The sequence below is a fragment of the Actinoallomurus purpureus genome, from assembly GCF_024055795.1.
Taxonomy (GTDB): domain Bacteria; phylum Actinomycetota; class Actinomycetes; order Streptosporangiales; family Streptosporangiaceae; genus Actinoallomurus; species Actinoallomurus purpureus.
In genome coordinates, this window is sequence record NZ_JAMXMY010000001.1 from 30,425 (window position 1) to 49,672 (window position 19,248).

The following is a 19,248-nucleotide window of genomic DNA, read 5'->3' on the forward strand; positions in this document are numbered from 1 at the left end:
AGCTAGGTTCCGGCTAGCCTTAATCAGTAGATTCTGCTCGACTACTCGCACTCTTCAATGCGTGTGAGACAATCCCGCAGGGTTGATGTCCACCTTTGTGTTTTCGGTCTCGCGTTTTGTTGACTAATGCTTCCTGTCTCGCTTCGGAGTGCACGGTGACCCGCATACAGTTCGCACAGAAAGCTGTAATAACGGACGGGAGAAAATTCCTCCTCGTGCGGAAATCGTGCGAAGATCCCTACAATCCCGGGAAGTGGGAGTTTCCTGGTGGGCGGATGGAGAGCGCGGAAGGCCTCGACCAGCATGTCCGCCGTGAGGTGTTGGAGGAGACCGGGCTGCAGGTAGAGCCGGGCCGCATCATCGACATGTGGTCGTGGGAGATGTTCTGGGACGGGGAGCAGGTCAGAGTGATCGCCGTCTCCAGATACTGCCACTTGGTCCATGCGAACGCGTCGGCGCCCCGGCGTCTAAGTGATGACTACATTGACGCTCAGGCCTGGTATTCACGGGGTGAACTCCTCGATCTTGACGTGATCGACTCGCAGCGGACGACGTTGAAGCTGGTAGCCGAGGATTAACACTGAGGTCATATGGCCCCTCCCCGGATCGTCATAGTCTCTGGATTCACGGCAGCGGGAAAGACCACGCACTGTCGTCTGCTGGCAGCGGCGCTCGGCTGGCGCTACATCGGAATGTCCTCGATCCGAAAGTCGTGTGTCGTCGGGTCCTCATCGCAGCGGCAAGAGTGGCTGCCTGGAGGCGACCGGTTGCGATCGGCGGATACCGGGCTGGACCTGGAGATGGACCGTCTGCTCACGCAATCGATCGAGAGCTTGGATGAGCCTGTCGTGGTCGACGCCTGGCTGCAGCCGTGGCTATGCCCGCTGAGCGGGGCGGTACGCGTCTGGTTGCACTCCGACTTCGACTCCAGGGCGGCCAAGGCGCAGGTCAGCAGGCTTCGCTCTGGGCTTGCCCCGTCGTCCACCCTGGAGGCGACGATCGCGGAGAAGGACAGGTTCTCCGTAGATCATTTTCGTCGGTTGTACGGGATCGAATTCGGCGCCGACCCGGATGTCTTCGACCTCCGATTGGACAACTCGCATCTGATCGATGAGCCGACGATCCAGGCGAGCGATAAGGGGATAGCCCGATTCGCGCCGATCTTCAACGCGAGTGTCGGCGCGCTGTTGCAGGAAGGAAGAAATGGTGTCTGATCTGGAACCCGCATGCTTCCTTTGCCGGGCCGCGGCCGGTGCCACCGACATTCCCTGGACAGACCGGCCTCTGTGGCTCGATCCCCGCTACGGGGTGCTCGTCCCAGGGCTGGGCGGGTTATCGGCGGGCTATGTGCTGTTGGCACCCGTCGACCACCACCACAATCTGGCGTCGGCCTCGCTGGATACCGGCGGCGGAGCCGACGGTTTCACAGACTTCGTTCATGCGCTCCTCACCTACCTGCGGGCGAAGATGGGGAGCCTCACCTACTGGGAGCACGGCGGTGGCTACCGTCCGGGCGTGCGCAGCTCCGCCTGCGTAGAGCATGCGCACCTGCACATCGTGCCGGGTACGCTGGACCTCCCGCTACCCCCCGGCCACAGGAGCTACCCGAGCATCGGGAGGGCCCTGGCTGCGCTGGTCGGTCGCTCCGAGGTGAAGGACGGTTACCTGTTGATGGGACACTCGCCTGGCCACTGCTTCGTCGGTCGTGATGTCGGAATCTCGCAGTACTACCGGCGCGAGTGGGCTCGTCTCCTTGGCAGAGCCGATGAGTGGGATTACCTCCTCAGTGAAGACCCGGAGCTCACGAGGAAGACCATCGCGGCCTTCTTCGACCGCCAGATCTGAGCAGGTCGATGCCGGCCGTCCGCCTCCCTGCGGAGACCTACTTCGTCTCCGTCGATACCCCTGTCCTGCGCGGTGCCATGGAGAGGATCGAAGAGCACTTCCGCGATCTCCTGGAGAACGGTGCGCAGGCGGCGGGGTTGCCCGAGGGTTGCTATGCCGCTGGGCAGTACCTCATCCCGCACAGCATCAATCAGCGGGGGCTGTACGGCACGTCTGCGGCTGTCCTGGCGCTTGCGAGAAGCGCGCGCAGCCCGGACCGGATAAGACTGATCGAGGGAATTCTCCGTTACATCGCCGATCGTCGTAGCATCGAGATCTCTCTGGCCCAGTCCGGAGAGGAGATGTCGGCGCTGACCACCCGCCTGGCCCAGGAATGGCGTACGGCGTTCAAGTGCGCCGACCTGCTCTACGCACTCTCGGCGGCGCCCGCCGTGGTGAACGGCCGGGAACATCTGCTGAACAAGGTCCTGGCAAGGATCCAGCAGGCCAGGTCGGCGACCGGCGGATGGGCCGCTGATCTGGATTCATGCGGAGAGGTCGATCCGCTCGCCACGGCGAGTATCGTCCGGGGGCTCAGCGCGGCAGGGGCTCCCGTTGACGACACCGACCTCGAACTTGTCCGAAGGTACGCTCATGACGAGCGTAATGGCTCTATCTACGTGCGCGTCTTCTGCCTTTTTGCCCTGCTCGAGACCGGAGACAGAGGCGAGGAACTGTACGCACTCTGGAAAGAATTGCTGGAGAAGCTGACCCCGAGACTTCGCGACCGCGCCGAGGCGAATTATGAGTTCACCCTAGGCAACCACTATCATTACGTTCGCGTGCCCTGGCAGTTGTATCTACTGTCGTGCACTTCGCTCCTCAGCCCGTTGCGGATCGTCTTCAACCGGCACATTCGTACGGTGCTTCTGGACAGCATCGCCGCAGTCAACTCGGCCGAAGGCTACGTCTACGCGTCTTCGGGTCATATGCGATCAACGCGTACCTACAGCATTTTGATGGACACACTGTGGGGGCTCGAGCACACGCTGGCAGCATCCCGATATCTTGCGTCCGTCTCCGCACTAGCGAACCTGAGCGTCCGCATCGTCTACTCCCGCACCACGACATGGCTCGTCCTGCTCGTCGCGGCGGCTGTCGGCGGACTCTCCCTCTGGTCATGGATCTTCGCGCAGAAATTCGCGCTCAGCGCTGTCGGTCCCGAACTCTTCTCCACCGGAATGCTGGCCGCCGTGGGATTGATGCTGCGGCGGCTGCGGCGCCGGTGAGCGGGTACATCAGTAGGACATCGCGCCGGGGATGACACCCCGCACCCCGCCGCGCGGGTCAGGCGTATCACCGAATCGGCGCGGGATGACGTGAATGTGGGCATGGAAGATGGTCTGGCCGGCGGCCTGGCCGCAGTTCATCCCTATGTTGAAGCCCGCGATGGTCGGATCGTCGTTCTGCAGGCCTTCGCATAGCTCCCGAAGCGCGAGATGCGACTGCCAGACTTCCGATTGGTTCATCTCGAAGTAGTCCGTGACGTGCCTGACCGGTACGACAAGGTGATGACCCTGGGTGACCGGGCTCGTGTCCGCGATCACGATGATCAGCCGGTCGGCGGATGTTCCAACCGCGTTGTGGGCCACGATCTCGCAGAACGAGCACTGATCTCTCACCGCCTCTGGCGACATTCCGCACCCCCATCCCATGCTGCTCCGCCTGGGCGCTGCCGCCGGCGATCAGCGTTCGCCCATCCCGGCCGTAGGGGAGCATCGCCCGGTGATATCAGATCGGGTCGCTGTGTGAGGGCGGAAACGCTCTGCCACTCCGTACGGAGACCAGGGCAGACCGACTCGACTCGCGGCTCGCCGGCTACGAGACGTGGCGGGCGGACACATCGGTCGGGTACGACACCGCTCTGCATGACATCCCTCCCTTAGCTTGATCTTTAACCCGTCCGGCGTGGGCGTGGGGTCGTGGATTTTCTCCTTCGTCGTCTCTGGGTGTCCGTTTTGCCGATGATGTGCACGTCGTGGCGGGGGGTCGGGTGGGTGTTGGCGCGGCCTGCGGGCCGTCCTGGGCCGGGCCGGGCTCGCCTATATGGCTCCAGAGCAGTTCCACAACGAGGTCGAGGCTCGGAGCGACCTCTATTCGCTCGGATGCGTGCTGTACCGGATGTTGACCGGAGAACTACCGTTCGACGGCCCGACCGATGCGTCCGTGATGCACGGTCAGCTTTATGAGAGGCCGGTCCCGGTCCGTAGCCTGCGTCCGGATGTGCCCGCGGAGCTGGAAACGGTCGTATTAAGCCTGCTGGCCAAGCGGTCCGAGGAACGAACCGGATCGGCGGAGGAGGTGTACCGACTTCTCGAACCGCGCCGATCCGGTCGCGTTCGCTGAGGAGTATCGCCTCCACGTCCTGGACGGTGAGGTGCGCACCGCGAGCCGCTACGCGCTTTTCGGGGTTCTCGACAGCGCACCGCTGCCGCCGACGCATCCCGCGCTCGGCTTCGGCGCCGAGCTGGTGGACAACCTGGCCGGTGGGCTGCCGGGCGCTGTCGTCGTCGACATCGGAGTCCTCTCTGACAGCGGCCGGTTCGCTGTCGTCGAGGCAAATGAAGCCTGGTTCAGTAACTCGTACGCCGCGGACGCCGACCGTGTCCTGGACGTCGTCCTGCGGGCAGCGGGACCCGGGCGTGAAGTACGGGACACCGATCGGCGCTTCGTACGAAGGACGGGGGGGACGCGTGACGACGACATGACCGATGGCGTGGGATGAGCCGGGTGTTGATGATCGTGTCGTCGGCGCCGGCGGGTCCCGCTCAGGGTCTCCGCGTCCTGACTTCGTGAGCGGTGCCCTCGGCGATGGCCTGGAGCTTGTCCGGGTTGGCCACGTTGTGGATGGCGGTGATGCGGCCGTCCGCGTCGAAGTCGAAGGTGACCGTGGCGATCACGCGGCTCGATCCGCTGAACACGATGCCCGGCCCGCCGTTGATCTCGACGAGTTCGGTGTTCATGTCGGCGGGCTCGACGCCCTGGTAGGTGACGGTGCCGATGGCCGCGAACCAGGCGGCCACCGTCTGCGCGCCCACGACCGGACGAAGGGCCTGGCGGACCTTGCCGCCGCCGTCGGTCCACAGGGTGACGTCCGGGGACAGCAGTTCCATCAGGGTGTTGATGTCGCCGCCGGTCGCGGCGGCGAAGAAGCGCTCGGTGGCCTCGCGCTGCCGCGACCGGTCCGCGGTGAAGCGTGGCCGCCGGGCCTGCACGTGCTCACGAGCACGGTGCGCGGCCTGGCGCACCGCGGCCTCGGAACGCTCCACCGCCTCCGCGATCTCGGCGTGGCTGAAGTCGAAGACCTCCTTCAGTACGAACACCGCGCGCTCGAGCGGGCTCAGCGTCTCCAGCACCACCAGCATCGCCATCGACACCGACTCGGCGTCCGTGACGGACTCGGCGGCGTCGCCGCCGGTGAGAATGGGCTCCGGAAGCCACGGCCCCACATAGGTCTCCCGCTTGTGCCGGGTCGAGCGCAGCCGTTCCAGCGCCAGGTTCGACACGATCCGCGTCAGGTACGCCTTGGGGTCGGCCACCTGGGAGCGGTCGGCGGCCGACCACTTGATCCAAGCGTCCTGGACCGCGTCCTCGGCGTCGGCCGCGGTGCCGAGGAGGCGATAAGCCACCGAGAACAGCAGGTTGCGGTGCTGGTGGAACACCTGCTGATCGGGGTCCGGGGAGGGGTGGGTCACCGGGTCCCCCGGATGCGGGTGAAGCGGCCACCGCGGGGCCAGAACGCGCCCGAGGCGGGCATCTTCTTCATACGGCCGTAGGTCGGCCAGGGGGAAGCGGTCACCGTCTCCTTGTACCAGGCCGCCGTGCGGCCGGTGAGATGAATGCGCCGCGGGCTGTCGTCGGGGTGGGTGAACTGCACGACCGCGTCGCGGCGGCCCAGGCTCACCGGCGTGTGGTAGTAGCCGAAGCGGAACGGCTTGGGCCGCCTGCCGTTCAGCGCACGGACGATCGACACCGCCGCGTGCACACCGGTCGGCATGCCGCCCTGGCAGGTGCCGTGCATGACGCCGTAGCCCTGGCGGATCGCGGCCGCGTCGCCCACGGCGTACACCTCCGGGTGCGAGACCGACCGCAGCGCGGCGTCGGTGACGATGCGGCCACGCTCGTCGACGCTCAGCCCGGCGGCGGCCGCCAGCGGTGACACCCGTGTACCGCTGGTCCACAGGACCGCATCGGCGGCGATGCTCTCCCCGCCTGCCAACGCGACCGCATCGGGCAGCACCTTCACGACCTCGACCCCGCTGCGCACCTGGACGCCCAGACGGTCGAGAGCGGACCGCAGATACGCCCTGGCCTTCGGGTTCATGGCCGCACCGGGTTCCTGCCGGCCCAGCAGCACGACATGCAGTTCCGGGTGCCGTTCGGCGATCTCCGCGGCCGACTCGACGCCGGTCAGCCCGTTGCCGCCGACGACCACCGTTCCGCTGCCGAGCCGCGCCAGGCGGTCGGCCAGCAACGCGGCGTCCTGGGCGCTGTTCAGGGTGTAGGCGTGGTCCTCGACACCCGGAACCGCCGCCGTGTCGGCCACGCCGCCCAGCCCGTACACCAGCGTGTCGTAGTGCAGGACCCGATCGTCGTCGATCCGCACGGTCTTCGCGTCAGCGTCCACCGCCGTCACCCAGCCGCGCACGAACCGCGTGCCCGTGCCCTCCAGGAGCTCCGGGATGTTCATCTCCGCGAGCTGCTGCCCGGTCGCCGTCATGTGCAGCCGCAGCCGCTCCGTGAACCGCTCCTGCGCGTTCACCAGCGTCACCCGCACGTCCTCGCGCCGCCTGACCCGACTCGCGAGCTGGATGGCCGCGGCCATGCCCGCGTAACCCGCTCCCAGGATCAGAACGTGGTGGGTGGTCGCCGTGCCGGCCTGTGCGCTCATCGTTCGGCCTTTCTTCGCTTGCCGCTGACGACCACCAGATGCAAGCTGTCCGCCCGTACGTGACATGCGGCCGATGTGATGCACGCCACAGCCAAGGCCGGTCGACCTACATCGGAACCGGCGGGGGGTCGGTCGCGACGCGGGCCCACACCCACTTGCCGGGGGAGCGGCCGGTCCTCGGGTCGACGGGGTCGGGCCGGTACCCCCACTCCTGGGCGAGGGCGTCGATGATGTGCAGCCCCCGGCCGCCGTTCTCATCGAACCCGTCCTCGGACAGGTCGAGGTCGTCCAGGGTCGACTCGACGTCGCGCGTCGGTGCGGGCCGCCCGGGGCTCGAGTCCCAGACCGCGACGTAGACCGCGCCGTCCTCCCAGCGGCAGAGAAAACGGATGACCCGGCCGGGGGTGGCCTTCATTGCGTTCGTCACCATTTCAGTGGCCACCAGAGTGGCGTCATATGAAATGTGTGAGTATCCCCATTTTTTGAGGCGTCGCTCCATCAGCGTACGCGTGAAGCCGGGGGCTGCCGCAGATGCGGGCATGCATATCCGGATATCTTCGGTCATGGCCGCCGCCGTTTCCTTGATCTTGCTGTGATTCTAAATTCTTCTGCTAAGAATGGCTCTTTCGGCCTACAGTCGGGCGTGTCCGGAACGATCGAAAACAAGGGGGCGTCATGCCGATCGTGCGAGCACCACTGGACCCGAAACTCTCCCTCTGGCATTTCCTCGCGTACGAGCTGCGCTATGAACGCGAACGGCACGGGCTCTCGTTGACCCAGATGGGGAAGGTCATCAGCGCGGCGCGGTCGACTGTTTCCAACATCGAGGCGGGCCGCCGCAAGATCGACGACGACCAGGCGAAGAGCATCGACACCGCGTGGGGGACCGGCCGCCTGTTCGAGCTGCTCCTCTGGTACGCCCAGACCTCCCACGGCCCCGACTGGGGGCGCACGTACGTTCGGTACGAGGCGACGGCGGGGACGATCAAGATCTACCACGGCCAGGCGATCCCCGGAGTCCTGCAGACCGACGACTACACGCGCGCTCTCCTGCAGGTGGGAAGCGCCACGGACATCGATGCGGAGCTCGCCGAACGAGTGTCCAGGAGACGCGCGATTCTGGACCGTCCGGATCCGCCGTTCATCTGGGTCCTGATGGACGAGAGCGTCCTCGCGTGCCCCGTCGGGGGCGTCGAAGTCATGCGGGAGCAGCTTCGTCACCTACGAGAACTGGCCGACCGCCCTCACCTGATCATTCGCATCATCCCCACGTCGGCGGGGGCTCACCTCGGCTTGGACGGATCATTCCAGGTGCTCAGTCTCGATGTGCGGGACGTCGCCTATTCGGGGGCCCAGAACGGTGGCCGTCTGATCGAAGACACGGGCGAGGTCAAGCGGTTGGGCGTAAAATTCGATCGAATCGGCGCAAAAGCCGCATCCGAGGACGCCTCGCGTCTCCTCATCGAGCAACACCTGGAGAGATACACATGATCGCCGATTGGCGGAAGAGCTCCCGTAGCGGTGGCGTGGACGACAAGTACTGCGTCGAAGTCGCCCAGGTGACGTCGTCGGACGACGTCGCCGGTCGGGGAGAGAAGACGTGAGGGCCCGCCGGCGGTAGCCGATGAGCCCTCGTGGCAAGGAAGGCGAGGGAACTAGTTTCATCCGAGGTGAGAAGGAAGCTCCCTCATGGCCTCGCCGTACCGGGACGGTAGTCGACCGCTACTCGGGGATCAACTCGTTAAGCCGGTCGAGGGCGTACACCTCGGACCCGGCAGGCAGGCCCTCCGGCCGTTCGAGTCCGATGAACGCCACCGGGCCGTCCAACTCCATGCCCGCCTCGTACGGCGTCGTCGCGCCGGCCTTTGCCGCGAGCAGGTCCACGAGGTACGACATCGGCAGGTAGCGGCGCTCCAGGACGCCGCGGGCCAGGAGCGTGGTCGAGACCCGGTTGGTCTCCACCCGGTTCGCCCAGTCCGTGCCGCGCAGGTACAGATGCATCCAGTGCGCCGACCAGCGGCCGTCGTCGTCCCGCGCGAAGACCGCCGGCAGCGCGACCCGGCCGGAGCCGCGCAGGTCGGACTTCATGCGCACCGTACGCGGCTCGAATGGCCGGCCCGCCTGGTCGGGGCCGCGCAGCATGAACCCGAAGAACGACTCGGCGACCTTCCCGAAGCCCTCGCCCGAGTAGACGTGCACCTGCGGTAGCACGTACCTGGCCCGAACCCGGCCGAGGTCGAGGTCGATGAACTCCGACGCGCCAGTCTCGGCATCGGTGATGTCGCCCGAGTGCACCCCGCCGTACGCCTGCAGGTTCGTCCACGACACGTGACCGGTGGGGACGAACTCGTCGTCGAGCAGCAGGACGGACAGGTCGAAGTCGGTCGACTCGTGGGCCTGCCGCCAGTACACGAAGAATCGCAGCGCCTCGCCGTCGACCGGCACGACCGACCCGCGCGGCACCACGCCGAAGCCGTTCGGCGCGGTCCTGCCGGTCAAGGGCACGGTCAGGTCCAGCACGGCGGGGTCGACCACGACCCGGTCCCATGACGGCAGGCGGCGGGCCAGTTCCGCGTCGAGGATCTCGGTGAGGCGACGTACGACAGGCTCGGCCAGCGGCGGCCGGTCGTCCACGCGCGCCCACGCCCGGGCCTCGCGGTTGACGAAGATCCGCCAGGCGTCCGGCGTGGTCCGGTCGGCCAGGTGCTCGCGTACTCCCAGGATCACCCGTCCCGACACCCGGCCGATCACCTCACGCGCGGCGCCGAGCGTCCGGTCGACCTCGTCCGGCGTCGCGGCCCGCAGGACCCGGTCCAGCGACCGGAAGAGCATGCCCGGCGCCGTGGCCAGCAGGGAGACCGCGTCGCTCACCTGCCCGCCGGAGAACGCCAGCTCAACGCGGGCGGCGAGCGACCGTACGGTCTTGTCGCCATGGGCGACGGCGAAGACGTCGAGTGCGTGCGGCAGGTGCGGGTACTCGTGCGGATGCAGCCGTTCGCCCAGGCGCTTCCACATCTCCCGATGCCGGGCGGCGTCGGCCGCCTTGGCCGGGGCGTCACATACGACCGCGTCCAGTGCGGTCAGGAGCGTGCGGCGCCGCGCACGCGGGAACGACCGGAACCGGGTGGGCGTGGTCAGCGAGACGTCGCCGTCGGACAGCGCGCACGCCAGCCGCAGCACATCGGTGACCGTGTCGACCAGCAGCAGCCTGTCCGCGAGCAACCGCGCCCGGTTGATCACCGCGCGGTTCTCCCTGCTCGGGATCGTCGCCGGCTGCTCGCCGTCCACGCACTCGGTGGCCAGCTCGCCGAGCAGGGCCAGGTCGGCGTCGCCCAGGGGAGCCGGGCTGCCCGCCAGCGAGAGATAAAGGTGCCGGATCTCCTCGGAGAGCGGTCGGCCCAGATGGATGACGGTGAGCCGGTCCTTCACCGAGGGGATCAGCTCGTCGTGCGCGGCGAGCAGTTCGGCGTACGTGTGCTGGTACCGGCCGTACGACGGCAGGGCCAGCAGGTTCACCTGACCGGTGCTCAGTACGGCTCGGAGCACGGCGTCGCCGTGCGCTTCGTCGCCGGGGCCGCCGCTGCGGACGATCGCCTCGCGCAGGCACCGGACCCAGAACTCGACCGTGTCCGGCACGTTGGCCGGGAAGTCGCGGAAGTAGACGTTGTGCTGGAGATGGTCCCCGACGATCTCCCGTACCGCGGCCAGGACCCGCACACCCGTGTCCATGACGACGCCGGCGTCCAGGCGCGACAGGTGGTCCAGCAGTTCCCCTGACGCCTTGAACCCGGCATTGAGCAGCGCCGCGTCAAGCTGGCGGGCCACCGCGCGGCCGTCGCCTTCAGGCGCGGCCGTCTCCGGCACCCGCAGCGTCTTTTGGATGATCCGTATATCGAGCATGATTCTTCCGCGGTCGGGAGTATGCGGCGGTGCACAGCATGACAGCTCCGACATACGGGGGCGTAAGGGTTAATCTCGCCCGCCTCGCGGAGGACGTCGGACCCGGTCCGTCTGGGCAGCCGGCTCGGTGAATACCGGGGTCGGATGGCAGTCTGCGGCGTTGGACCTTTTTGTGCCTCCGGTCGCCGAGCCTTCTGCGGACGCCTGCCGGTCTATGTGGGAGAGAGGGAATAGCGGCGTAGCATAGATGTTACGCTACTGTGTGGAGGTGACGGCGATGGCTGGGCTGTTCTGGGAAGATCTCGCGGCCGACCTGGAGGATCCAGCGTTCCTGCGGGAGTATGTCCGTGAGTCGATCCGCATCGCCACGGTGGACGCTCTCATGAACGCGCTGGACGACGCGCGTCTGGCCGAAGGGTTGTCGAAGGTCGAGTTGGCCAGAGCGATCGGTGCGGACCCCGCAGCGGTTCGCCGTCTGTTCGCGGCCGGCAACGCGAACCCCAATCCGACCCTGGGCACGCTCGTCGATGTGGCGGCCGCCCTCGGCATGCGCATCACGCTCGAACCTCTACCGGCCGGTGAGAGGGAAATGGTCACCGAGCCGCTGAGGACCGGCAGAGTCGCCAGGAGCGTGATCGATAAGCTGTCTGCACTACGTCGGTCCACCCGGCGGCAATCGGCGCAGCCCGCCTAACTGGTGGAGTCGCCAAGGGAGCGCGGATTGCGCTTCAACCGGCTTCTAGCGAGGAATCCTGGTCCTTCAGGACTCCGTTGGGAAATGTGTATAGGGGGCATGTTGGTCGAATCATGCGGCCGGGTCGAGGTTGGCCAGGTGGGAGGTTCTGGTCTTGCCGAGCGGGGTTTCGGTGAGCCATGCGTCGAATCTGATGATGTTGATCGCGGTGGCGGCCAGAACGTGGCCGAGGTGGGTCTTGGGCAGTCCGATGTAGCGGGTGTGGCGGATTGCGGTGCGGCGAACCGCCTGGGAGATGGTGCCTTCCACCCCCGCCCGGATGTGATAGCGCTGCTGCCACTCATCGGTCAGCTGCTCCTGCCGTCGGGTGTCGAGGGCTTGTTGCTGGTCGCGTGGCAGCAAGGTCAGGCTACGGCCCCATTTGCCGTTGTCGGCGTTGGTGCAGTGGGATCGCAGGGGACACTGCCGACAGTCCTGCGCGGCGAAATGCACCCGGCCGATCGGGGTTCCGCTGCTTTTGTGCTGGTCGGACCAGCTGACGCTGGCCACGCCCTGGGGGCAGGTGACCGTGCGGGTCTGCCAGTCGATGGCGAAGGCGCTTTGGGCGAAGTGATCCTCGCCGTGCTGTTGGTGGCAGGTATCAAGCCCCGCCGGGCCCAGCAACTCGATGCCGTGTTCGGTGCGGGCGGTGACGATGTGCGCGGCGGTGACGTAGCCGGCGTCCACGGCGTGTTCACCAGGGGTCAGCTCTCGTTCGGCCAGGGCCTGATGGATCTCCTGGGTCATCTCGGTGTCGGTGACCGTGGCGTCGGTGGTCGCGACGTGGGTGATCACATGAGGCGAGCCCGCCTCACAGGTCTCGCTCAGGTGGATCTTGTAGCCTGTCCAGCCGGCCCCGCGTTTGACTCCGTAACGTGCATCAGGATCATAGGGCGAGGCTAGGCGGTCTCTACCTGGCGGGAGGTCTTTGCCCTCCCGCCAGCGCACCCCCTGTCTGTCGCGGTGGTACTGCTGGCCCCAGGCCTCGTGCAGGACGTTTCTGCTGGTCGATGTACTCCTTGATGATCGATAGTGGGGCGCCGCCGCAGGAGGCGGCGAAATAGGACGGGGACCAGAAGTGATCGCCCCACAGGTACTTGCGGATGTGGGCGGGGAACTCCTGGCGGAGGCGGCGGGCGGAGACGCCCTTCAGCGAGTTGACCAGGTTGGACAGGGCGACCTTGGGCGGGTAGTGCACGAGCAGGTGGACATGGTCGGTCTCGCCGTTGAATCCGGGAGTTCGACGCCGATGTCGGTACGCAGTTATAGAGTCGCTGACTGTGAAGCTGGTGGTGCAGGTGAAGCTGCTGCCGACGCCTGAGCAGGCGACGGCGCTGGCGGCGACGCTGCACGCCTGCAACGCGGCCGCGAATCGGGTGTCGGCCGAGGCGTACGAGCAGAGGGTGTTCTCCCGGGCCCGGCTGCAAAAACTCCTCTACGCCGAGCTGAAGGCCTCGGGGTTGTCTGCGCAGCCGGCGTTGCATGTGATCCGTAAGACCGCCGACGCCTACACCACGCTGCACGCCCTGATCGAGGCCGGGCTGCTCGGCCCGGAAGGGTCCAAGCGGCGACGCAAGGCCACCTCCAAGCCGATCGCGTTCCGCCCGGACGCCGCCCACCCATTCGACGACCGCTGCGTCAGTTGGCAATACGACGCCCGGACGGTGTCGATCTGGACCACGGCGGGCCGGTTACAGGGCATCTGCTTCACCGGCAAGCCGTCCCACCTGAAGACCCTGGCCGCCCGCCGCAAAGGCGAAACCGACCTGGTGCTGCGGGACGGTACGTGGTTCCTGTACGCCACCTGCGAGATCGCAGAGGCCGAGCGGTACGAACCGGCCGATTGGATCGGCGTGGACCGGGGGATCGAGAACCTGGCCACCACCAGTGATGGGGACAACCATCAGGGCCAGGCGCTGAAGCGGTACCGGCGGGCGCAGGCGCGTCGGCGGGCCGAGTTGCAGGCCAAGAAGGCGGCCGGATCGAGGTCGGCCGCGCGGCGGCTGGCCAAACGCAAACAGCGGGAGACCCGGCACGCCACCAACGAGAACCACAAGATCAGCAAGCAGATCGTGGCCGATGCCCAACGCACCGGACGCGGCATCGCCGTCGAGCAACTCGACGGGATCCGCGACCGGGTCCGGCTCAAGCGGCACCAGCGGGCCACGCTCTCGTCTTGGCCGTTCCACCAGCTCGGCACCTTCCTGCACTACAAGGCCCGCCGGGCCGGGGTGCCGTTCCTGGAGGTGGACGCGCACTACACCTCGCAGATGTGCCCTAACCCGTGGTGCGGGCACGTCTCCCGCAAAAACCGCCCCACCCGGGGCCGGTTCCTGTGCGTCGCGTGCGGGCTCGCTGGCCTGGCCGACGACATCGCCGCCGTGAACGTCCGCCAGCGGGCGCGCACGGCGTGGGCATTTGTCACCATGCCCGACCCCGATCCCGAGCCTTCCAGCAGGGACCGGGGTGATGCGCCCCCGGCACGACAGCCAGCCGCGACGGGGAGCGCGACGAGGCGTGATCACCGGGCCTCCAAGCTCGGTCGTTTACGGCCGAGACGGTGACATATTCCTCGCCGACCCACCTGGGTCCGGAATGCCTTGTCGAGCCCTGCCACGATGACGAGCAGGGGCTTGTCGACGTCCTTGGCGTCGTAATCCAGTAAGCAGTAGAGCCGGTAGTGGTGTCGGCCTTTGCCGCCGGCCGGCTTCGGTCCATCGACTCGGACCTCGAACCAGCCCGCCATGTCGCCGTGCATCGCCTCTCAGTACCCGCCTCCAGCGAACCGATAAGGCGGGGCGGCGGCGACGGCCGATACGACGGCGGCTAATTTCGCCCGTACCGTCGGTGGGCAGGAGCGGAGGAACTCCCTACCGGGAATCGCTTCGCCAGGGTCGTCATCGGGTGGCGTTTGAAGTACACGACCTCGTGAGGATCCTCACGGCGAGGGCGGATGCGAACGACCGAAGTGACCACGAACGGTGATCATATCGACACATTCAGTGATCGGCGTGCCGTTCGCGAAGTCTGTGATGTTCGGTGTTCCCGACGAGTGCTGTTCGACTTCTGGCTGTCCAAGCGGCACCGCTACCTGCTCATCGCGGGTCGGTTCGCTGAGGGTCAGAGGGTTGACATGCGCTGGGTCAGGCGGTGGACGCAGGGGGCGACGTTGAGCAGCCGGGGGCGGGCCGGGACCCTGGGGCCGGGGCCGACGAGGACGCGCCAGCCGGAGACGTCGATGAAGCGGAGCCCGGTGGTGTCGACCATCACCTGGCCCCATCGCGCCGTGACCTGGGCGAGCGCGTCGGCGAGGGCCGGGCTGTTGGTGATGTCGATGTCGCCCTTGAGCAGCACCGTGTCCGGTGGGGTCGCCTGGACGATGCTGAGCTGAGCGTCCTCATAGAGCACGAGGGTCGCCTGTGGCGAGACGGCTTCCTCCGCCGGGCCGTTACGTTCTGTCATGACGGCCACTAGCATCACGTGGGTGCACTCGGGCGGGCCGCCGCTCAATCCACATGGTTCGAGAATGCCTGGGGGGCCGAAATACGTCAACCAATACCAGAAACGAACTTCATAATAAGCTCACGGGAGCACCATTATGACCGGTCTACACGCAGATCGGATGAGCGCAACGATGGGCACGCCCGAGCATGGAGGGGGAGGCCACGCGGCACTGGACGTTCCTGACGAACCACGCCCGTGTCCTCCTGGGGATCGCCCGGAATCCCCAGGCGAGGCTGCGTGATATGGCGGCCACCGCCGGCATCACCGAGCACGCCGCCCAGACGATCGTGACCGATCTCGAGGCCGCGGGTTACCTCACCCGGACCCGCGTCGGCCGCCGGAACCACTACACCGTCGACCCCAGCCGGCGTTTCCGCCATCCCGCCGAGGCGGATCACCGGATCGAGGGCCTGTTCTCCCTGTTCACGCACCGGGAGGAGAGCCGGGACCCGGAGTAGACGTCGCCTCGGGGCATGCGCGAGCCGGCGACCGGGCACCAGAACCGAGCGGGCCGGACGTCCCGGAGCGGGCCGGACCGCCGCGAACCGGGCGTTGCCGACGTGGCCCGGAGTCCGAGTGGCCTCCGCTTTACCGAAGCCGGGCCGACCTGGGCATTGACGGAACGGTTTTCTGAGCGCACCGTCGAAAGTGGAGTTGCGCCTTCACTTTCTGAGGTGATTCCGCACGATGCGTGGTCCGGTCCCGCCGCCTGGCGAGTCCATGAGGCCGAGAGGGAGAGTCCGCGGCGACGCCGTCGCGGTTCTGGCCGGCCGGGTGTTCGCCCACACGCGCCCGTCCGACGCCTCCGACCTCGTCGCGCTGATCGGTGCGGATGACGGCGGGCTCGTGCTGACGGGCGCCAACCCGGTGCGGGCGGCCCGGCGATGCCGGGATGAGCAGGCGTTCGGCGGCCCCATCCTGTTCGACCTCGCGGCGGCGGAGGGGAAGATCGCCACCCGGGAACGGCCCTTCGACGAGAACGGCGACCGGCTGGTGGAGACGACCCTGGAAGAGCGCGTCCAGGGACAGATCGACGCGGGTGCCGACGCGGCGCTCACTCCCACCCTGTACCTGCGGGCGGGGGAGTTCGGCGCCGTGGAGGCGGCGGTCGAGGGCGCCGTCGGGCTGGGCCGCGACGACGTGATCCTGTCGCTTCCGATGGACGCCGGATGGCTGGCGCGGGGCCTGATCGACAAGGTGATCGGCCTCCTCGCCGGGGTGCCGATCCCGAAAGCGATCATGCTGGGCGGCCAGTTCAATCCGCCGCAGCGGGTGATGGACGGCGTGCTGGGCCTGCGCCGCCTCGTCACCGAGGTGCCGAACGTCGCGCTCTTCCGTACGGACCTGGCGGGGCTGGACGCGATGGCGCAGGGCTCCCTGGCCGCCTCGATCGGGACGAGCAGCGCCCTGCGGCACGTCGTTCCGCCGGGCGAGGCCGCGGTGTACGGGCGGGCGAACGGCGGGCGGGACGACCGGTCGCCGAGCGTTCTGGTCCCGGACCTGCTGTCGTACGTGCGGGGCAGCGTGCTCGCCGACCGGTTCGGCGACCGGCCCGCACCGCTGTGCCGCTGCGCCCGGTGCGGGGGCCGGAGCATCGTGAGCTTCCTCCGGCAGGAGGACTGGAGGGACGCCCGCCTGCACGGCGTGGCGGTGTGGACCCAGTGGGCGCGCAACCTCCTCTATCCGGACTCCCTGGCCGGTCGCCGCCGCTACTGGCGGCAGTTGTGCCGGGAGGCGATCGCCGCGCACGCCCGTTACAACACGCTCGTACGGGCCCGCGAGCCGGTGTTCACGCCGCCGGAGTCCCTGTGGATCTGGGCCGGCGAGGACACCGCCCCTACGACCGCCGGGGCGGCTGTTCCGGTACGGCCGCGGTGAGCGTCCGCAGGTGGAGCTCCTCGCCGAACGCCCATCCGGCGGGCGTGTGCGCCCGGCCCCGGAACGGCTCGGGCGGCACGATGACCTCGGTGCCGGCGACGAGCCCGACCCCCCAGTAGTCGGCCTCCGCCCGCGCCTCGCCGAGGTCCGCGGGCACGCCCGGCAGGGCGACCAGCCGTGCGCAGTAGGCGCCGAACCGACCGGCGTGGTCGAGGCCGGTCCGCCAGGACGCCGCCCGTACGATGGCGAGCTCGGCACGCAGGGGCCGTCGCAACAGCCGGACGACCCCCGCCGGTGAGAGGTCGGCGCATCCGGGCGGCAGTTCGCGGACGGCGTGCAGTTCCCTGGCCGACAGCGCCCTCCAGGGGACCGTCGCGTCGGCCGGCAGCCCGAGCAGGACGTCCAGCAGATCGACGCGGGTGACGCCGGTCAGGCCGGCGGCCGCCCGGCGCCGCTGCTCGGCCTCGTCGGGAACGTAGGCCATCGTGACCTCGACGCCGCGCATCCGTACGCGTGCCAGCCGCCGCTCGGGCTCCGAGAGAATGGGGGCTGCGGGGATGGCCGCGCGGGACCCGGTCGCCGTCATAGCGGACCAGCCTCCCACGAGTGCTCCCGCGTCCGCGCGCCGGCTCACCTGCGCCGGATCAGGAGCATGGCCGCGTCGTCGGCGATGGGGCCGCCGACATGGCGGAGCACGTCGGCGCGCAGGTCGGCGAGCGCGCGTTCGGGATCGTTGGCCGTGAGCAGGTGCGCGCGCCCGGTCAGCGGGTAGAAGGCGCCCTCACCGTCGCGGGCCTCGATGACCCCGTCGGTGTACAGCAGCATCTGGTCCGAGGGCGCGAACTTGATGGTGTACGGGCGGGGCGCGACGTCGACGATGTCGGACAGCCCGAACGGCGGTGCGACGTCGTCGGGCTCGGCGAAGGCGCCGTCGCCACCACCGCGTAGGACGAACGGAGACGGGTGGCCGTAGTTGAGCAGCGTGACGTTCTCGCCTTCACCGAACTCGGCCAGGACGGCGGTGACGAACTTCTCGCCGGAGTCCTCGTCGGACGGTCCCTCGGATCGCTGCGCGCCCGGACGTCGCCGCAACGCGGCCTCGATGCGCGCGGCGACGCCGGTGAGATCGGATTCGTCGTAGGCGGCCTCCCGGAAGGCGCCGAGAACGTCGGCGGCCGTCTCCACCGCCTCGAGCCCCTTGCCCTGGACGTCCCCGACGATGACGCGGACGCCGGAGGGGGTCAGGGTGACCTCGTAGAGGTCACCTCCGATGCGGGCCTCGGCCGTCGCGGAGGTGTAGCCGACGGCGACGTGCATGGGTCCGACGCGCCGGGGGACGGGGCGGAGCAGCACCCGTTGTGCCACCTCGGCGATGGACTGGACGTCGGCGAGAAGGCGTTCGCGTCTCTGCCGGTCGGCGCCGGCGAACACGCTCGCCGCCGCCACGCCCGCCAGGGTCACGAGGGTGAGGGTGTTCTGTTTCCGGCCCAGCATGTGGTGGTGATAGCTGAGGGCGATGCACAGGGTCAAGGCGGCGAGTCCCACCACCGTGGTGCGCCGGATGCCACACCACAGACTCGCGAACGCGGGGCCGAGTACGAACATGGGCCGGATTATGATGTCCGGGCTCGCCCAGAGGTCGACCAGGGCCACGATTCCGAGCATGCCGAACGGCAGGCTCCGCAGCAGCGGGCCAGGCCTCGGGCCCAGTGTCTCGCTTATGGCGCACCCCCAGCCGATGAGTCCGTTCGTGGGGAGAATAGCGCCGTCGCGCGGTCGGCTCCGCACTTTCTGGTAGTCGTCCCTGGCGGAGGATATGCCGTCCGTCGCCCAGGGTCACTTCGCGCGGCGGATACTGACTACGATATTATTGAATAACGGCTCAAAGAGGAAGAATAATCAAAAATGGCCAGGTGAATGCCGGACGCCCCAGGCGGATTCCGGGCGCGTCCGCGGAGCCGCGTCGGAGAGTGGGGTTCACCAGGCATGATGCCGTGCGGGCCTGGTGGCGCTCCGGTGCGCGTCACCGACTGTCGTACGCTCGTATTATCCTATCCCCGACAAAGCAAGCTGAGAAAGGAACACCTCGTGGCGACGAAAGTCGTAATGGTGGATGATTTGGATGGGCATGACGGTGAAGACGTCGCCAAGCGGGATTTCGAGGTTTCTGGCGTAACGTACACCATCGATCTCGGCGATGAGAACTTCAAGCGCCTCGAAGAGCTCCTCGAGACGCTGGCGCCGTATATCGAGAGGGCGGTCAAGGTCCGCCCGGCGGGCCGGGCGCGTAAGAGCGCCGGTGACACGGCGCCGCGCCTGCGCGGCCACTCCAACAGCGACGTTCGCGAGTGGGCCGTCGCCGAGGGCATCGAGGTCAGCGAGCGCGGGAAGATCGCCGACGAGGTCTACGAGAAGTTCATCGCCGTACACCCGGACGCCAAGCCGGAGGAGTGACGCC

Annotated in this window: 22 protein-coding genes and 1 pseudogene; 13 read left to right on the forward strand and 10 right to left on the reverse strand. The window is 67.9% G+C overall.

The window, feature by feature from the left end:
* The first annotated feature begins 155 nt into the window (after positions 1-155).
* Genes NE236_RS00165 through NE236_RS00180 form a run of 4 tightly spaced genes read left to right on the forward strand, consistent with a single transcriptional unit; the run spans position 156 to position 3,113 of the window.
* Entirely contained in the window at positions 156-578 is a 423-nt protein-coding gene (locus tag NE236_RS00165) for an NUDIX domain-containing protein (RefSeq protein WP_252839682.1), read from the forward strand.
* A 12-nt stretch (positions 579-590) separates the two neighbouring features.
* Entirely contained in the window at positions 591-1,214 is a 624-nt protein-coding gene (locus NE236_RS00170; protein WP_252839683.1) for a cytidylate kinase family protein, read from the forward strand.
* Positions 1,207-1,845: an HIT family protein gene (locus NE236_RS00175; protein WP_252839684.1), complete on the forward strand. Its 639-nt coding sequence runs from the start codon at positions 1,207-1,209 to the stop codon at positions 1,843-1,845. Before NE236_RS00170 ends, NE236_RS00175 begins: the two co-directional genes overlap by 8 nt.
* Positions 1,846-1,853: 8 nt before the next feature.
* A complete protein-coding gene (locus NE236_RS00180; RefSeq protein WP_252839685.1) occupies positions 1,854-3,113 on the forward strand; it encodes a hypothetical protein in 1,260 nt (419 codons plus the stop codon).
* Between the two features lie 9 nt (positions 3,114-3,122).
* Here NE236_RS00180 and NE236_RS00185 read toward each other — a convergent pair whose 3' ends face one another.
* Complete coding sequence (locus NE236_RS00185) at positions 3,123-3,521, reverse strand: HIT family protein (RefSeq protein ID WP_252839686.1); 399 nt, start codon at positions 3,519-3,521, stop codon at positions 3,123-3,125.
* A 409-nt stretch (positions 3,522-3,930) separates the two neighbouring features.
* On the opposite strand from NE236_RS00185, the gene NE236_RS00190 reads away from it, so the two are divergent.
* Positions 3,931-4,230, forward strand: a complete 300-nt coding sequence (locus tag NE236_RS00190) for a protein kinase domain-containing protein (protein WP_289849574.1) — start codon at positions 3,931-3,933, stop codon at positions 4,228-4,230.
* Between the two features lie 31 nt (positions 4,231-4,261).
* Positions 4,262-4,609, forward strand: a complete 348-nt coding sequence (locus NE236_RS00195) for an ATP-grasp domain-containing protein (protein WP_252839687.1) — start codon at positions 4,262-4,264, stop codon at positions 4,607-4,609.
* 43 nt (positions 4,610-4,652) lie between these two features.
* Here the strand turns inward: NE236_RS00195 and NE236_RS00200 are convergent, their stop codons facing one another.
* The 3 genes from NE236_RS00200 to NE236_RS00210 form a co-directional block, all read right to left on the reverse strand.
* Positions 4,653-5,579, reverse strand: a complete 927-nt coding sequence (locus tag NE236_RS00200; RefSeq protein WP_252839688.1) for an RNA polymerase sigma-70 factor — start codon at positions 5,577-5,579, stop codon at positions 4,653-4,655.
* A complete protein-coding gene (locus NE236_RS00205) occupies positions 5,576-6,775 on the reverse strand; it encodes an NAD(P)/FAD-dependent oxidoreductase (RefSeq protein ID WP_252839689.1) in 1,200 nt (399 codons plus the stop codon). Before NE236_RS00205 ends, NE236_RS00200 begins: the two co-directional genes overlap by 4 nt.
* Positions 6,776-6,881: 106 nt before the next feature.
* A complete protein-coding gene (locus NE236_RS00210) occupies positions 6,882-7,340 on the reverse strand; it encodes an ATP-binding protein (RefSeq protein ID WP_308209029.1) in 459 nt (152 codons plus the stop codon).
* Between the two features lie 110 nt (positions 7,341-7,450).
* On the opposite strand from NE236_RS00210, the gene NE236_RS00215 reads away from it, so the two are divergent.
* Positions 7,451-8,266: a helix-turn-helix domain-containing protein gene (locus NE236_RS00215; RefSeq protein WP_252839691.1), complete on the forward strand. Its 816-nt coding sequence runs from the start codon at positions 7,451-7,453 to the stop codon at positions 8,264-8,266.
* Positions 8,263-8,379, forward strand: a complete 117-nt coding sequence (locus NE236_RS00220; protein WP_252839692.1) for a DUF397 domain-containing protein — start codon at positions 8,263-8,265, stop codon at positions 8,377-8,379. Before NE236_RS00215 ends, NE236_RS00220 begins: the two co-directional genes overlap by 4 nt.
* 118 nt (positions 8,380-8,497) lie before the next feature.
* Here the strand turns inward: NE236_RS00220 and NE236_RS00225 are convergent, their stop codons facing one another.
* Positions 8,498-10,675, reverse strand: a complete 2,178-nt coding sequence (locus NE236_RS00225; protein ID WP_252839693.1) for a TerD family protein — start codon at positions 10,673-10,675, stop codon at positions 8,498-8,500.
* Positions 10,676-10,952: 277 nt separating this feature from the next.
* Here NE236_RS00225 and NE236_RS00230 point away from each other — a divergent pair, with 277 nt between their 5' ends.
* Entirely contained in the window at positions 10,953-11,369 is a 417-nt protein-coding gene (locus NE236_RS00230) for a helix-turn-helix domain-containing protein (RefSeq protein ID WP_252839694.1), read from the forward strand.
* Between the two features lie 111 nt (positions 11,370-11,480).
* On the opposite strand, the gene NE236_RS00235 is transcribed toward NE236_RS00230, so the two are convergent.
* On the reverse strand, positions 11,481-12,203 hold the full coding sequence (locus NE236_RS00235; protein ID WP_372494201.1) for a transposase: 723 nt from the start codon (positions 12,201-12,203) through the stop codon (positions 11,481-11,483).
* A 115-nt stretch (positions 12,204-12,318) separates the two neighbouring features.
* Positions 12,319-12,639, reverse strand: a pseudogene (gene tnpA, locus NE236_RS00240) (IS200/IS605 family transposase); the annotation flags it as partial.
* 49 nt (positions 12,640-12,688) lie between these two features.
* On the opposite strand from tnpA, the gene NE236_RS00245 reads away from it, so the two are divergent.
* The gene (locus tag NE236_RS00245; RefSeq protein WP_252839696.1) at positions 12,689-13,972 is read left to right on the forward strand and encodes an RNA-guided endonuclease InsQ/TnpB family protein; all 1,284 of its coding nucleotides are present in this window, start codon (positions 12,689-12,691) and stop codon (positions 13,970-13,972) included.
* 556 nt (positions 13,973-14,528) lie between these two features.
* Here the strand turns inward: NE236_RS00245 and NE236_RS00250 are convergent.
* Positions 14,529-14,870: an STAS domain-containing protein gene (locus NE236_RS00250; RefSeq protein WP_252839697.1), complete on the reverse strand. Its 342-nt coding sequence runs from the start codon at positions 14,868-14,870 to the stop codon at positions 14,529-14,531.
* A gap of 188 nt (positions 14,871-15,058) precedes the next feature.
* On the opposite strand from NE236_RS00250, the gene NE236_RS00255 reads away from it, so the two are divergent.
* Positions 15,059-15,370 carry a MarR family transcriptional regulator gene (locus NE236_RS00255; RefSeq protein WP_252839698.1) on the forward strand — a complete coding sequence of 104 codons (312 nt, stop codon included), beginning with the start codon at positions 15,059-15,061 and terminating at the stop codon, positions 15,368-15,370.
* Between the two features lie 262 nt (positions 15,371-15,632).
* Positions 15,633-16,790 (forward strand): hypothetical protein, encoded by a 1,158-nt coding sequence (locus NE236_RS00260; RefSeq protein ID WP_252839699.1) that lies wholly within the window; start codon positions 15,633-15,635, stop codon positions 16,788-16,790.
* Here NE236_RS00260 and NE236_RS00265 read toward each other — a convergent pair.
* Complete coding sequence (locus NE236_RS00265) at positions 16,750-17,376, reverse strand: hypothetical protein (protein ID WP_252839700.1); 627 nt, start codon at positions 17,374-17,376, stop codon at positions 16,750-16,752. The two genes, NE236_RS00260 and NE236_RS00265, sit on opposite strands and share 41 nt — an antisense overlap.
* A 44-nt stretch (positions 17,377-17,420) precedes the next feature.
* Positions 17,421-18,395, reverse strand: coding sequence for a PP2C family protein-serine/threonine phosphatase (locus NE236_RS00270; protein WP_252839701.1), 975 nt, complete (start codon positions 18,393-18,395; stop codon positions 17,421-17,423).
* A 411-nt stretch (positions 18,396-18,806) separates the two neighbouring features.
* Between NE236_RS00270 and NE236_RS00275 the strand changes: the two genes are divergently transcribed.
* Positions 18,807-19,244 (forward strand): histone-like nucleoid-structuring protein Lsr2, encoded by a 438-nt coding sequence (locus tag NE236_RS00275; RefSeq protein WP_252839702.1) that lies wholly within the window; start codon positions 18,807-18,809, stop codon positions 19,242-19,244.
* Positions 19,245-19,248 lie beyond the last annotated feature (4 nt).